This window comes from Paenibacillus monticola (genome assembly GCF_009664975.1).
Classification (GTDB): domain Bacteria; phylum Bacillota; class Bacilli; order Paenibacillales; family Paenibacillaceae; genus Paenibacillus_AQ; species Paenibacillus_AQ monticola.
Genome location: NZ_WJXB01000007.1, coordinates 122,645 through 137,337, shown reverse-complemented (window position 1 = coordinate 137,337; position 14,693 = coordinate 122,645). Strand labels below are relative to the sequence as shown.

Annotated in this window: 14 protein-coding genes and 1 pseudogene; 7 read left to right on the top strand and 8 right to left on the bottom strand. The window is 46.2% G+C overall.

The window, feature by feature from the left end; translation table 11 throughout:
- Window positions 1–14: 14 nt before the first annotated feature.
- Window positions 15–611, bottom strand: a complete 597-nt coding sequence (locus GJB61_RS18505) for a TetR/AcrR family transcriptional regulator (protein WP_154120506.1) — start codon at window positions 609–611, stop codon at window positions 15–17.
- 130 nt (window positions 612–741) lie between these two features.
- Between GJB61_RS18505 and GJB61_RS18500 the strand changes: the two genes are divergently transcribed.
- A complete protein-coding gene (locus tag GJB61_RS18500) occupies window positions 742–1,308 on the top strand; it encodes a cysteine hydrolase family protein (protein WP_154120505.1) in 567 nt (188 codons plus the stop codon).
- A gap of 72 nt (window positions 1,309–1,380) precedes the next feature.
- Entirely contained in the window at window positions 1,381–1,503 is a 123-nt protein-coding gene (locus tag GJB61_RS32220) for a hypothetical protein (RefSeq protein ID WP_267490826.1), read from the top strand.
- A gap of 256 nt (window positions 1,504–1,759) precedes the next feature.
- On the opposite strand, the gene GJB61_RS18495 is transcribed toward GJB61_RS32220, so the two are convergent.
- A complete protein-coding gene (locus tag GJB61_RS18495; RefSeq protein ID WP_154120504.1) occupies window positions 1,760–2,611 on the bottom strand; it encodes an aldo/keto reductase in 852 nt (283 codons plus the stop codon).
- Between the two features lie 169 nt (window positions 2,612–2,780).
- On the opposite strand from GJB61_RS18495, the gene GJB61_RS18490 reads away from it, so the two are divergent.
- Window positions 2,781–3,230: a MerR family transcriptional regulator gene (locus GJB61_RS18490; protein ID WP_154120503.1), complete on the top strand. Its 450-nt coding sequence runs from the start codon at window positions 2,781–2,783 to the stop codon at window positions 3,228–3,230.
- A 301-nt stretch (window positions 3,231–3,531) separates the two neighbouring features.
- Here the strand turns inward: GJB61_RS18490 and GJB61_RS31800 are convergent.
- From GJB61_RS31800 to GJB61_RS18470, 4 genes and pseudogenes are all read right to left on the bottom strand, one after another.
- A pseudogene (locus tag GJB61_RS31800) lies at window positions 3,532–3,821 on the bottom strand (TetR/AcrR family transcriptional regulator).
- 90 nt (window positions 3,822–3,911) lie between these two features.
- On the bottom strand, window positions 3,912–4,784 hold the full coding sequence (locus GJB61_RS18480; protein WP_154120501.1) for a tetratricopeptide repeat protein: 873 nt from the start codon (window positions 4,782–4,784) through the stop codon (window positions 3,912–3,914).
- 27 nt (window positions 4,785–4,811) lie between these two features.
- Window positions 4,812–5,771, bottom strand: a complete 960-nt coding sequence (locus GJB61_RS18475; RefSeq protein ID WP_154120500.1) for an ATP-binding protein — start codon at window positions 5,769–5,771, stop codon at window positions 4,812–4,814.
- Window positions 5,772–5,851: 80 nt separating this feature from the next.
- Window positions 5,852–7,237 carry an MFS transporter gene (locus GJB61_RS18470; RefSeq protein WP_154120499.1) on the bottom strand — a complete coding sequence of 462 codons (1,386 nt, stop codon included), beginning with the start codon at window positions 7,235–7,237 and terminating at the stop codon, window positions 5,852–5,854.
- 112 nt (window positions 7,238–7,349) lie between these two features.
- Between GJB61_RS18470 and GJB61_RS18465 the strand changes: the two genes are divergently transcribed.
- Both GJB61_RS18465 and GJB61_RS18460 read left to right on the top strand, forming a co-directional pair.
- Window positions 7,350–8,228, top strand: coding sequence for a LysR family transcriptional regulator (locus tag GJB61_RS18465; protein ID WP_154120498.1), 879 nt, complete (start codon window positions 7,350–7,352; stop codon window positions 8,226–8,228).
- Between the two features lie 80 nt (window positions 8,229–8,308).
- Window positions 8,309–8,659: an MmcQ/YjbR family DNA-binding protein gene (locus tag GJB61_RS18460; protein WP_154120497.1), complete on the top strand. Its 351-nt coding sequence runs from the start codon at window positions 8,309–8,311 to the stop codon at window positions 8,657–8,659.
- 6 nt (window positions 8,660–8,665) lie between these two features.
- Here GJB61_RS18460 and GJB61_RS18455 read toward each other — a convergent pair whose 3' ends face one another.
- Window positions 8,666–9,946, bottom strand: a complete 1,281-nt coding sequence (locus GJB61_RS18455; protein WP_154120496.1) for an MFS transporter — start codon at window positions 9,944–9,946, stop codon at window positions 8,666–8,668.
- A complete protein-coding gene (locus tag GJB61_RS18450; RefSeq protein WP_154120495.1) occupies window positions 9,943–10,593 on the bottom strand; it encodes a TetR/AcrR family transcriptional regulator in 651 nt (216 codons plus the stop codon). The genes GJB61_RS18455 and GJB61_RS18450 overlap by 4 nt, the downstream gene beginning before the upstream one ends.
- A gap of 283 nt (window positions 10,594–10,876) precedes the next feature.
- On the opposite strand from GJB61_RS18450, the gene fabD reads away from it, so the two are divergent.
- The gene (fabD, locus tag GJB61_RS18445; RefSeq protein WP_195724387.1) at window positions 10,877–12,109 is read left to right on the top strand and encodes an ACP S-malonyltransferase; all 1,233 of its coding nucleotides are present in this window, start codon (window positions 10,877–10,879) and stop codon (window positions 12,107–12,109) included.
- Window positions 12,093–14,690, top strand: a complete 2,598-nt coding sequence (locus GJB61_RS18440) for a non-ribosomal peptide synthetase (protein ID WP_154120493.1) — start codon at window positions 12,093–12,095, stop codon at window positions 14,688–14,690. The genes fabD and GJB61_RS18440 overlap by 17 nt, the downstream gene beginning before the upstream one ends.
- Window positions 14,691–14,693: the final 3 nt, after the last annotated feature.

The window sequence follows — 14,693 nt, the reverse complement described above, 5'->3', positions numbered from 1 at the left end:
TCGTATTTAAATTTTTAAATGAATGTCTGGCACAATTGCTCCAAAATACTCTCGGGAGAAAGGCCACGCATATTTTTTTGGAATAGATAGGAATTGCTACTCAGGGCAGTCAATAGCATATCCGTTCTGAACACGCTGTCTGGCTGGGGGTCTCCGTTTTGCGCTGCCATTTCTTCAAAAAGTCTGACTACAAGTTCATGTAATTCGATATATAGTGGACTTTCGGTTCTGGATTGAGCCCCTGAAGAGAAAGAATTCTCGATACCTGCAAGGAGCTGCGCATTTTTCTCTTTGAACTTAATGAATAAAGCAAGCAGTCCCCGCAATCGCTCGGCCGGCGGTCGGGCTGCGTTCTCTTCCTGGTATACCTCAATATCCTCGAACAAAAGTTCCTTACTGTCTTTGATTAAGTCCATGCATAATTCACTTTTATTGTGATATCTGCGGTACAGCGTTCCTGATCCGATCTGCGCTTCGGCGGCAATCTGATTCATACTGACATCTTCGACTCCTTGCAGCTCAAATAACGTAAAGGCTACATCCAAAATACGCTGGCGGTTCTCAGCGGCGTCCCGGCGTTCGGAACGGCCGTTTGACTTCGCTTGTTTCATTGTCCATCACTTCCCATTCATTGTCGGCCCTCTCCTTGACAAGTGGAGAGTTCTCCGTTTAATATCAGATAGAAGATAAGCGGAGAGTTCTCCACTTAATATTAATCGATAGAAGAGGAGTGTGCAACCCATGGCGAATCACCAGAACAATACTACACTGTTGGTTATGGATATGCAGAACATCATTGTCTCAATATATGCGAAACAGGAGGGTGACCTGCTGCCGTTTCAGAGAGCAGTAGAGGCAGCTCGTAAGCATGACATCCCCGTGATTTTTATAGGAGTAGCTGTTCGTGAAGAAGTTCAAATTAGTCCACGCAATAAGATGTTTGGCAAAAAGGCTGGCAACAGCGGAAAGACCGCTCAGGACACGTCGATGCAAATCCATGACTCCGTGCAGCCCCTATCGGGAGAGCCAGTTGTCGACAAGTTCCGCGTCAGCGCGTTTTCTGGTAGCGAACTGGAAACTCTTCTTCACACCCGCGGGATTGATACGCTGATTCTCAGTGGCATTGCAACAAGTGGGGTAGTACTGTCCACATTATGTGAAGCGGCGGATAAGGATTTTGCCATTACCGTTCTTTCCGATGCTTGTCTAGATGCCGATCCCGAGGTTCATCGAGTGCTCAACGAGAAAGTATTCCCTCGCCATGCCGAGGTACTAACCGTGGATGCTTGGATGGAAACATTGGTGTAGAAAGCGGATTGCTGCAGTGTGAAAGACGGAAGGAAATATGGGATAGTCGTGAACATGTTCGATCCAGGCAATATGAAAACCGAACAAAACCCTAGAGATGATAAAGATCCCGATTCGGTTGTTGATGCAATTGTTAGCTTGGCTTCCTTGCCCGAAAATAGCTCCATTGGAGAGGTCATCAGATCATTAACATAAGCAAATGAACTTGTAGACTGAGAAAATAAAGTGTTGGAATGTCATAGCCATTAAGCTAATGGCAGGGTAGTTATAAGAGGTCTCGGGGGTTCTGTGTTACCTGCATCGGTGAGAGTATAGATTTCGGTACACTGCTAGCAGCAGTTTTGCTATACTTAAAATTTGCAGTGCAAGTAAAGAAAGGACAGGGAGACGCCCTGTCCTTTCTTTACTAGTTGAAGATAAATGCGTGATTAGTTTGCGGTTCGATCAAGGTTCACAGATCCACTCTCAAGGTGCCCAGCATCTTGGCGAATTTCGGATCATGGTAGGATAAGAAAAGACTTTCACGCGTATCGAGTACGGAGATTTGTTCGATATCGTCCGCACTCAACTCAAAATCGAAAATGTTGAAGTTTTCGACGATTCGCTCTTTTCTCACCGATTTTGGAATGACAACGACATCACGCTGAACAAGCCAGCGCAAAACAACCTGGGCGATGGACTTGTTGTATTTTTTTGCGATCGAGGCCAGCACTTCGTTCCCGAATATGTTGTTAAGTCCTTCAGCAAACGGGGCCCACGATTGGTGTTGAACTCCCTGTTCTTTCATAAAATTAGCGCTCTCTGTCTGCTGGTAGAACGGGTGCGTTTCGATCTGGTTCACCGCGGGCACGATTTCGTTATGCACGATAAGGTCCATTAGACGGTCGGGTAGAAAGTTGCTGACACCGATCGCCTTGATCTTACCTTCGCGGTACAGGTCTTCCATTGCACGCCAAGCGCCGTAGTAATCGCCGAACGGCTGGTGAATAAGATATAGATCGAGATAGTCTAGCTGCAGCTTCTTCAAGGATTTAGCAAAAGCTTGCTTGGCACTCTCGTAGCCGGCATCCTGAATCCAAAGCTTGGTTGTGATGAACAGCTCCTCACGCGGCACACCGCTACGCTTGATCGCGCGTCCTACCGCTTCCTCGTTAAGGTAACCGGCCGCGGTGTCGATCAGACGGTAACCAGCCATCAGCGCTTCATATACGGAATTCTCGCACTCTTCAGCATCCGGAACTTGGTAGACACCAAAGCCGATGATCGGCATTTTTACACCATTGTTCAATGTTACGGTTAGCATTGTAAATTCCTCCCAGTATTCAAATGTACAACAGCAAACGGCGCATTTATCGGGAATCGGGCACTGAAGTGGGGATTCCGCTTACGTCTAAGTTGTATTACAATAAGCCTATCGCCTTCGTGTTACACGAAGTCAAGCAGTCTTATAATTTTTTCAAGGAGGATTACACATGTATAAGGTCAAAGAAGCCGCCCTGATAACTGGACTCACCGAGCACGCTGTACGCTTTTACACCGATAAAGGGTTGGTACCAAGCGTACAGCGAAATGAGAATAATATCCGGCTGTTCGACGAAGAATCAATCAACTGGCTGCATGGCATCAGATGTCTCAAGCAGTCCGGGATGCCGATTGAAGTCATCAAAAAGTACATCGATCTCTGTCTCGAAGGAGATTCAACCATTCCGCAACGCAGCGCACTCATGATGGAGCATAAAGAGGTGGCGCTCGTTAAGCTCGAAGAAGCCAAACGGTATGTAGCCCATTTGGAACAAAAAACAGCCCTATATCTGGACATTCTGGAGCACCGATCACCAGATACGACCAATCCCGGCAACTGGGACAAAATTCAACATATGCATGCCGATGTGTTTTACTCGCTCTCTGTTCGTAAGACGTGAGAGAGAGTAATGAACAATTAAGGCTTGAACCAAAGTGTATTTGCTGATGGAAGGGGAACACTTTGGGTATTAGTTTTAAACACAACGAACAAACCTCAAAGTAGCATTGCAGGTTTCCCCCAAAGATAGTCGAAATCGAGCGTCAACTACATGTTAGAATCGATGGCCTTAGTGAGACTGAGCGCTCACAGTTTGCTATAATTGCGCCAAAAATTTTAGGTGCTTCTGCAGATTCAAAGGAATGACCAAGCAGGATAGCGAATTCGCTCTAATCGCAAATCCACTCTCCCAATGTTCCCAATTATTCTGCTAAGGCCTGATGCGAAATAGGCTTTTCGCTAGTAAACCACCATTCCACTACTCCTACATAAGCAGAAACCACAAATTTAACGAACCAAGTTCGAAAGTAAGGGGCTCATTTACTCGCTAACATCATTGAGAAAGCTTGTCCAACAGATCAAATTTGTCCATATACTGAAGATAGATAGTCTCACGACTGACATTTTCCTTATCAGAAAGCTCCTGTATCGTAATATCATCAAAAGATTTCTCAGACATTAGTTCAATCACAGCTTTTTTTAAAGCATCCACATTCTAAAAATATAGCCCACACCATGACCTCAAGATGTGGGCTGCAATTAGATATTCAAATAGGCGCAGAATGTTCTGCTGTCGTGAATCTCAAGAATTTCTTCGTCTCCAACCGAATACTCGCACGTGTACAACACCCTTGGTTACCCAATGTGCAAGCACGTATAACACAATAAAAAGAAGGATGAGCGGTTTAAATAAAAGCCAGGCAATGATCCATGAGGCCAGAATCTGCCATCGTTTCAGCTTACGTATATACTTCCTTGGCCATAAAAATATACGAAACAGCTTATTGCTTTGCTGCAGTGTTTCTAAATATTCATCTTGAAACTGTTTATCCTCTGGATTTAACCGGACTGCACTCCGCATGTATGTCTCTTTAAGTTTATAGTCATTGCGATAACCCGCCGCCCATGCCAAATATATAAGTACATAAGGCAGCTCTGCATCGTATTGGATAGCCTGGCGATCCAGTCGACTGGACTCTGCGTCGTTTCCCACTAGTGCCTCGATATAACTTAGCATAGCCAGATATAACGGAGATTCCGGTTTCAGCTCTAGGGCCTGTAACAGCTGCTCCTTAGCCTCCTTGAATTTACCCTTCTTATTCAATTTATTGGCTTTCATAAAATAATAATGAGCCTCATAAGGATCGATTCGCATGGCTTCCTGCAATGCTTCATTAAAGGACTTCTCATCATCTGTCTCGTAATACACACTTACGCGCACGAACCAAGCCAATTCATGTTCAGGTTCCCGCCGAAGCGTCTCCTTCGTCCAATGCAATGCCTTCTCGTATTCTTCCATTAATAAATATATCTGCGAAATCAACGCAAAGGCATTCGGGTCCTCCGGTTCCAGTCGCAGGATTTGCTCTGCTTCCACAATAGCTTCCTTGTATCTTTTCCAGTTGATGAGTTGTTGTACCATTGTATAGGCTGCTTCACTAGCTTCATTTGCCATACCAGAACCCTCCCAATCCCCGTCCTGCTACTTCACTCCGTGTTTCTTCACAAAATCTAGGACGATTTGGTAATCCTGGTTGATGTCACTAAAGGTGGCGTAATTCTTGGCCGTCGAGAACCATTCTAGCGTAGTTGCCTTACGGGACTTCAGTGCTTTCTTCAAATCATCATGGGTGATCGGTTGAATCTCACCAGTCTCGAATGTACGCTCCATCGCGAACTCGACAGCATCACTTACCAACTGTTCCAAATCAGCACCGGAAAAGAACTTTGTCTCTGCTGCAATCCTTGATAAATTTAATGACTGTGTCGGCTTACCAGCGATCTTGAGTCCCAGAATCGTCTGGCGTTCGGCTTCCTCTGGTGGCGGTACGAATACAAGGTGGTTGAAGCGACCCGGTCTCCGCAACGCAGAATCCAGATACCACGGCGTATTTGTCGCTCCGATCACAAATACGTTATCATTCTCTGCTTGCAGTCCATCAAGTTCCAACAGCAACTGATTTACCAGCATTCGGTCGTGATGTTGACGCATCTGATGTCGGCTTCCCCCCATAGCATCCAACTCATCAATAAAGATAACGCACGGCTTGTTCTCTCTAGCTTTTTCGAAGATATCATGGAGGTTATTCTCACTCTGACCCGTATATATCGAAAGAATGGCTTGGAGCTCAATGTGCATGAAGTTTGCATCTATTTCTCCTGCTACAGCTCTAGCTAAGAATGTTTTACCGCAGCCTGGAGGCCCAAAAAGTAAGAGACTGCCCCCAGCTTCCTTACCGTATGCAGCGAACAACTCTGGTTGTTGCAGCGGCAGAATGAAGTTCATCCTGATTTTCTTCTTTACGTCTTCCAAACCACCTACATCACTAAACGTTTCCTTTGGCTTGTCCGACTCGATTAACGACTGATCATCTTTACTAAAATGAATAAGTTTTAAATTTTTGCGCCTCTGTGCCGCAAGCTCGTCATGATCATCGGACATATTGTTCCTCTCCCTAAGGTTGGTAAGACAATTTTACCATATATTCGAATAGTTTCTTACTTTCTCAGCACTTATTGAATCTACGATTCTTCCAATTGCGCGGACTCTCGTCGCCGCCAACTCATGAATACCAAGGACAAGGCAATGACCGAGAGGATAACTCCAAGCAGTCGAAAGCCACCGGCACTGAACTTATTTCCCATTAAGACGCCTATTAACAATGAAGAGAGGATAGTCCCCAGATATCTTGATGTCATAAATACTCCGGAGGCTACACCGATAATTTCTTTTGGAGAAGATTTGAACAAGGCCACTTGCATAGCGACATTGTTCAACCCGTTGCTAATACCGAATACAACTAACGCTATACACACACTGATAACCGGTGATGTTTGATTTAGTGTCACTATCCACACTGACCCAAATGTCATCAGCATTCCAGATACTATCAACGCCGGCCTGGGTCCTGATTTATCTATCCATCGGCCTGCTATTGGAGAAGTAACGAGCGAGCACAATCCCAAACTTAACATGAGAATTCCTGTTTGGAACTCGCTGACATGACGTACTATCTGTAAATAGGAGGGAAGTCCGAAAAAGAGCGAGTAATAAAGTAGGTTAACGAGTATGAATTCGATATTGATCCAAGTCATGGCAGGATATTTGGCGAAGGTGCGCAAAGGAATAAAAGGTGATGTTGCTTTTAACTCATGTCGAACGAAAGCCGTAAGTAACATGAGGCCGATCAACCCGACTATCACATGTCCAATAGAGACATTCCCAGATGTTTTTGCTGACAGTAATCCAATAAGTAGGGCAACCAAGCCTACTGTAAAGAGCAAAATCCCTGACGCATCAATCAAATCAAACCATTTACGAATGGACATGTCCCGTGCAATGGATGTTGGCGGTTTGTCCTTAGGAATAGTCCTCCAAGCTAATAGAAAGCTCATCACCACGAATGGAATATTAACGATAAAGATAGCATGCCAGTCCCACCAGTGAATCAAGACCCCACCAATAAAAGGTCCAATGGCTGCCGCCCCTGATAGAAATATGGACATTACGGACAGCGCAGTCGCTTGTTTCTCTGTAATATGAATTCGTACAATGGCCATACCAACGGATACGATCATACTTGTTCCGATGGCTTGCACAATGCGAAATACGATGAGCCATCCAAAGTTTGGAGATAACGGAGCTAACAAGGATGCTACGAAGGATACAACAAGCCCGGCGAGAAATATTTTCCTGCGACCGAATAAATCACTAGCCTTTCCCATAACAGGTTGAGCGATAGCACTCGCAATGTAGAAAGAGGAAATAATCCAGGAAACACCAGTGAAATCAAGGTGGTACACATTTTGCAACCTTGCTATAGCAACAGAAATCATCGAAGAGTTTAATGGGTTCAATAGTACCCCCAGACCAACGGAAATTAACAACCACCTGCTGCGAACATTCATTTTCAGTCCCCCCAATGTGTATTGATGCTATCGTACTTGAAATCCATTATTTATTCCAACGCATTTAATGTTATGATATCATGTACTCAAAGGAATGAATGGAGGGTGCGAAATGGAGCTTCTTCAACTGAAATATTTTCTCGTGGTAGCTCGTTTGGAGCATGTGACCGAAGCTGCACGAAGTCTACATGTGACTCAATCATCATTAAGCAAAACGATTGGGCGATTAGAAGACGATTTAGGGGTCCACCTTTTCGATCGAAATGGGAGGAATCTACGATTGAATGAGTTCGGCAGCCGTTTTCTGCGCCGGGCAGAAAGAGCTTTGTTTGAATTGGAACAAGGGAAGCAGGAGCTTAGTGATTTATCCAGTCCGGAACCTAGCACACTCGAATTGGCGGTGACTACCGCAAGCACGTTACCTAATATTCTTCGAGAGTTTCGGAAAAAGCGACCCAACATCCAATTTCATGTGCAAATGCTGACCACGCAGGAAATGATTACGCTTCTTCATAGAGGAGAGGTTGATTTCTGCTTGTCTTCACCTTCTATAGAAGCGGACGACATTGAATCTCAAATCTTGTTCATCGACCCCATCCTTGTAGCTGTTCCAATGGGGCATCGGTTAGCAGACAGAAGTAGCGTATCCTTGACAGAACTAAGAGATGAATGGTTTGTTGGTGTAAAGAGAGGTTATGGAACTCGCGATTTAGTGGACTCTATATGCAAATCGGTTGGATTTGCGCCTAAATATGTGTACGAGGGGGATGAACCTGCAAGGTTAGGCGCTCTTGTGGAAGCCGAAATTGGCATAGCTTTCATACCAAGCACGGCAAAAAATTCACCGGATCGCATTAAATTTCTTCAAGTCGAGAATCAAGAATTGGTACGGGAGATCGCTTTATTATGGCACAAGAGCCGGTACATTTCACGGGCTGCATTGGACTTTCGTGAGGTCGTTGTAGACTATTTTGCGGCCATGTCCAGATAGGAAATTTAATCATAAGCTAGGGCGATACTTTGTATAGAATAGTGATGGATTCGATCGCCCAAGCAAAAGGGGATGTTGATTTGAAGAATACTATCATCGAATACTGTTTAAAGAAGAAGGGAGCGACTCTGGAATATCCGTTTGGACCCCATCCATTAGTGATCAAAGTTGCTGGTAAAATGTTCGCGCTTATTTTTGAGGGCAATGGGGTTAATGTTTACATAAACCTAAAATGTGACCCGGTGATAGCGGAGAACCTGAGAGAGCAACTTGAAGCCGTTCGCCCAGGGTTCCACATGAACAAAAAGCACTGGAATACAGTTATTATTGATGGTTCCTTATCTGAGTCGGATATTTTTGACATGATTAACCACTCTTACGATTTGGTTGTCAACAATCTTTCTAAGAGTCTCCGAGAATCTATCCTGTAAATATAGTTATGCGTTCTCCCCTTCGGCGACTGTCCCCTCCGCCGTCACGTTCACCATGCGCTTGCGGACCAGCGGGGGTAGTGCAGCCATATAAAATAAACTGACCGCTATGGTGCAAAAGCCAAGTATATAATGAAGCCAGGTGACGGAGATCAAAGCCGGAAAGGCTAACGCGATGCCCCCCAAAGCCAGTGAATGGCCCAGCATCATTACCGGTTCGATCAAGGCGTTAACACGGCCCATATTCTGCGGAGGAACAAGCTCTGGCATCCAGCTACCGAGCGCAATATTGATAGGGGCAATAGCGATTCCGGCTAGCAGCACAAGGAAAAAATAAACTTCAATCCTTTCGGTTAACCCGAGTCCCGTAATGAGCAGGCTGGAGATAAATAATCCCCCAATTAGGATCGGCGTTCTTGTGAAACGGCGAATCAGCCAGGGACCGAAGATGCTACCTAGCAAAAAGCCGACGCCTAGAAAGACTGTAATCAACGAAGAGTTGACGACGTAATTATCGGGACTGAGCTTGTATTTCATGGCGAAGATGGGAAGCACGGCGAATACGCCGTTCACAATACCAAAGAACAAAAAACCGCTGATCAGAACCATAAGCAGTCGATTTCCTGTAATATAGCGGAGGCCCTGCCAAAAATCCTTTAGCAGCAGCGAGAATCGAAGCTCACGAATACGGTTCTTTCCGTTCGGAATACGGGCATGTTCGGGGAAATCCCCCCAGGCAAGCAGCAACCCAGACAATAAAAAGCTGACTCCATCGATGATAATGGCGCCTTCAATGCCAATAAAATGGTAGGCCATAGCTCCCAAACTCATGCCGAAGAGCATAAACAGCCCCATCACCATCTGATTCAGCCCCGAAGCCTGGACATATTGCTCCTGATCAATACTGCCTTGCAAAAGCCCCATTTCCGCAGGACCGAAGAACTTGGATATCGAGCTGCGCAGAAATAGCACCAAAAAACAGGCGACTAGCACATTGAAATGAACAAACACCAGCAGCAGTAAGGTTAGTCCCGCCCGTATCCAGTCGCTATAAGCGGCAATATGCTTGCGGTCGAACCGATCCGCAACGACGCCGACAATCCAGAATACTGCAAGAGTAGGCAGCGAGTACATCAGCTCTGCTGTAGTAGCCAGAGCGGGCCGCTCGCTGTACCTGTCGATCAAATAGTAGGCGAATGCCATGTTCCCTACCACAGTGCCTAGCTGTGAGGCAAAAGCTGCAATGAACAACTTATTGAACATTGGATTGCGAAAAAGCGTCCTCATTCAATTCCCTCCCTTGGGTGCTCGCTGTGGAGCACAGGTTTGAGTAGACTTTGCAGGTAGTGGACGAGCGCCTCAAGCTGCATTCGGGTATTCGCCTTCTCCGGTCCCACAGTAATGGTATGGGTCATAATGCCTTCCTGATAGGAAGCGGCAAGTCTGGAGATTTCCATAACATCCATGATTGGGAAAAACTCACCGCGGTCAATTCCTGTCTGAAGCAGTACTGCAAATTGGGTGATTCCCCGTTCATAACGATTGAGAAGCAACCCCCGGCGCGTCTCATCGCGCCATCCAATCAGGAAATATTCATAGAAGGCCGGCATTAAACCGCCATGGGGTGATTGCTGAAGATTTTGCAACTGCTGCGAATACAGAGTAGTAATCACATCCCAAATGGATGGCGAAGATTCCATAAGCAGCTCAAGATATCGATTATATTCTACATCCTGATGTTCCAAAAGCGCTTCGAAGATCTCATCCTTAGTCTGATAGTACAAGTAAATCCAGCCCCGGCTCATTCCGGTTTCATCGATAATATCCTTTAGAGTGACTGCCCCGTAGCCCTTCTCAGCAAACACTCGCTTAGCCGCATCGAGGATTTGTAGGCTCCGTAGTTCTTTTCGACTGCTCGATAATTTAGGCGACATTCCGTTGCTTCCTTTCACTTTTCGTAAAATAAAATGAACCGTGTGTCATTATTATTATAAATGACACACGGTTCATTTTGCAATGAGAAATAACTAAATAAACAATATATTATATTGATTGATATGTTTATGATTTTATTGATATAATGTATTAAAATTCCATTTGATTCACTAGTATATTCCACTTACTGCTCTGCTAGTTTCCAGATTTTCTGATTTCCCCGCCTTACTCACATCTATGATTACATTCACTATTAATACCTTATCAGAAAGGAATGTGATTATGAAAACCACTCTGTTGTTTCCAGGACAAGGTTCGCAGTATGTAGGGATGGGGAAATTTTTGTTTGTCCGCTTTGAGTCGGCCCGAAGGGCATTTGAAGAAGCCTCCGAGGCACTGGGATACAGTGTATCCCGTCTTTGTTTTGACGGAAGCCTCGAAGAATTGACGCGGACCGAAAATGCACAGCCCTGCATTCTTACTGTGAGCATCGCTGCTTATCGAGTGCTCTTGGAGAATCTGGACATTGAGCCGTATTATTGCGCTGGCCATAGTCTTGGCGAAATATCCGCGCTGACTGCAGCTGGGGCTCTTTCGTTTACTGATGCTGTGCGCCTGGTTCGCCTTAGGGGACGGTTGATGCAGGAATCGCAACAAGAGGGAGAAGGCGGAATGCTGGCGGTTCACAGACTGGACAGTTCCGTCATCGAAGCGGAATGCGGTCGGCCGGACGTTCGTGGAACCGTTGCGGTATCCAATCTGAATGGTGGCGGACAGATCGTTATTTCGGGATTACAACGCTCCCTAAACCGCATAAGTGAAAACCTTACACGGCTTGGAGGAAGAGTTGTCCCACTGAACGTGAGCGCTGCTTTTCACAGCCCCCTGATGAAAGAAGGCGCTGCAAAGTTTGCAGCTGAATTGTCCCGTATTCACTTCCAGCCCTTGCGCCATTGGGTATTGTCAAATGTGACTGCTCTTCCTTATCCAGATGAGAATTTCATTCCGGCATTATTGGCTGAACAGATGGTCTCTGTTGTGAATTGGCAAGGTTGTATGCGCTTTCTTGTCGAGCGGGAAACGGATCGTATGATCGAAATTGGACCCGGAAATGTGCTGGGCAATATGCTAAGAAGAGAGAAAGCTGCCTCTTGCCTCATTCAGTCGACCGATCAGGAAGATGACTGGAGGAATCTGCTCAGCGCCGGAGGCCGCATGGCCCGGGGAACGAATTACGATGCTTATCTAAAAGCCGCATTGTGTGCAAAAAATTATAACGTTATTGATACTGCCTCTGAATATATGAACTTGATTGCAGAACCGTTTCGGGAGTTGGAACGCTTGGCCTCTGGAGCACGAAAGGGTGAATCGGAAGGGGCGGATTGGAAGAATCTGGTCGTTAGTGCCCTGGATAAGATTCTGGAAATCAAAAAAACTCCTTCCCTCCGGCGAGAGGACATATTAAACCGTCTGGGTGAAGAAGGAGGAAACGTACACAATGTACAATACGCTTAACGAAACACTAAGAAGCGAAGCCGCCAGCGGGCAACGGGGAATTACCTTCATCTTGGGTGAATCTGAGAGTGTATTTTGTAGTTATTCCGAACTCTACGAGTCCGCCCTGAGTACTCTGCATCACCTAAGAATGAAGGGGGTGGGGGCTGGAGATGAAGTTATTCTACAGTTGGACAACAACCGGGAATTTCTTATTGTCTTCTGGGCTTGCCTTCTAGGTGGAATCATTCCTGTTCCTTTATCGGTAGGCAATAATGAAGAACACCTTGCCAAGGTCGTCCGGATCGCAGCTGTGCTGAACAACCCTTTTATTGTCTCGGACCCACAGCATTTTGAGAAACTAGGAGATTGGGCTTCTCGGTTCGAGAATGCAAGTGATCATCAACTGTCTATCGCAGACCTAATGAAGCAGCCAGAGGGAAAAATATCTGGTGAGAACGGAACAGTGTTGCCTGGGGATATCGCTTTTATCCAGTTTTCTTCCGGTACCACAGGTGATCCCAAGGGAGTGGTATTGACCCACAGCAATCTTCTGGCAAATATCCGGGCCTTAAAGGAACGTATTGGAGCCGGCGCTGAAGATGTCTTTCTTAGCTGGATGCCACTGACTCACGATCTGGGAATGATTATGTTCCATCTCCTTCCATTATTCTGTGGGACAAGCCAATACCTCATGCCGACCTGGCTGTTCATCAGGCGTCCGATTCTCTGGATGCAGAAAGCGGATCAGTTTGGTGCAACAATTCTGGCCTCCCCCAATTTTGGACTCAAATATTTTTTAACCGCTTACCACAAAACTGCATCGAAACGAGATTACGCTTGGGATTTAAGCTCCATCCATGCAATTGTCAATGGCGCAGAACCTATTGATGTCGGGGTATGCGAACTGTTTCTCGAAGAACTGAATCCATATGGCCTTGAAAGAAAAGCAATGAAAATGGGCTACGGAATGGCCGAAGCTTGTGTCGGCGTATGCATTCAGGAACAGGATGAGGCTTTTAGAACCTATTATGTGCGAAGGGACTTTTTGCTAGTTGGAGACTCAGCGGTTTTTCTACCAGAAGATAGTCAGGGCGATACTTTGGCGCTGGTAGGAACGGGAACACCCATACAGGATTGCCGTGTAAGGATATGCGATGATCTGGATCGCCAACTGCCGGAAGGCACTATAGGGCATATCCAGATCACCGGTGACAATGTGACATCCGGATACTATAACAACGCGGAAGCAACAGAGAAGCTGTTCACATCCGACGGCTGGGCCCGAACAGGAGACTTAGGATTTCTGGTAGAGGAGCGACTGATCGTAACTGGGAGAACTAAAGATATCATTTTTATCAACGGGTCCAATTATTTCCCCCATGATATTGAGCGAATTGCGGAAGAGGGGGCGGATTTAAAGGTCAAAAGAATGGTCGCATGTGGAATATACAATGAAAGGACAGGCACCGAGGAAGCTGCATTATTCATACTTTATAGGGACAAGCCCGAAGAATTCCTGAGTGTTTCCGAGCAGATTCGCAGACATTTGAACCGCGTGTTGGGTCTGCAGATCTCCGTTATCCTTCCGGTTCACAAGATCTACCAGACAACCAGCGGCAAGCTGCAAAGATACAAATATGCTGCGAAATACAAGGTAGGCTCCTATCGTGAGATTGAAGCTGAACTGACTCGTCTGCAGCGAGATCGTGAAGCCGCAGCCCATTTAACGGGAAGGAAACCAGATGGTGAAATCGAGGAAACGTTGTTCCGGTTATGGAGCGACCTTCTAAGAAGAGAACGCTTTGATCTCGAGGACAGTTTCTTTGAACTCGGAGGCACATCTATGCTGGTTGTGCAATTGTTCGAGCAGATTGAGGAGCTTTATCCAGGCGTTATTAGATTGACCGATATTTATGGTTCTCCCTCGGTAGCCCGGCTGTCACGGCTGATATCAGGCTCGTGCGAGCCTAAGCAGATCCGGTTTCATATGGAGACCGTGCACCTCTCTCCTCCATATTTTGAAGCGGCGGAGAACGGGGCGGAGAACCACTATCGAATGATCCTATCAGGAACGAAACGAAACCGGTTGCGGTCATTCTGCCTGAATCGTCATGTTGCAGAGGAGGCGGTATATCTTGCTTTGCTGGCTAACATGTTGTATGAAATCAGCACAGAATCGAAAGTGTCTGTTCATACCATGATAGACGGTCCTGGCTGGATCATTCCCTTTTGCGTCGACTTTGCCACCATTGATACCATCGACGAACTCCTCAATCTTGCCAACGCGAAGAAAAAACCGGGGGAGGCCCTCCTATACCACATCGATGATATTGGCACAGAGGTCGCCCGTCCGAAGAAGGGTCAGGCACTCTGCTACTTGGGCCGAAAGGAATGGAAGCCACAGCGAGGCGGTCTGCCGGACCATTTTGATATGATGCTCGAATGGGAAGAAGCTCCCGGTGCAGCAGTGTTTAATTTCGGCTACAACGCTGCAAGAATGAACGGAACTCGGATGCGCGAGCTATTTCTGTCGTATGCAGATGCATTGGAATCTTTGCTGAGCCTAGAGGCTATAGCTGCCGAAACGGCACAACAATAATTC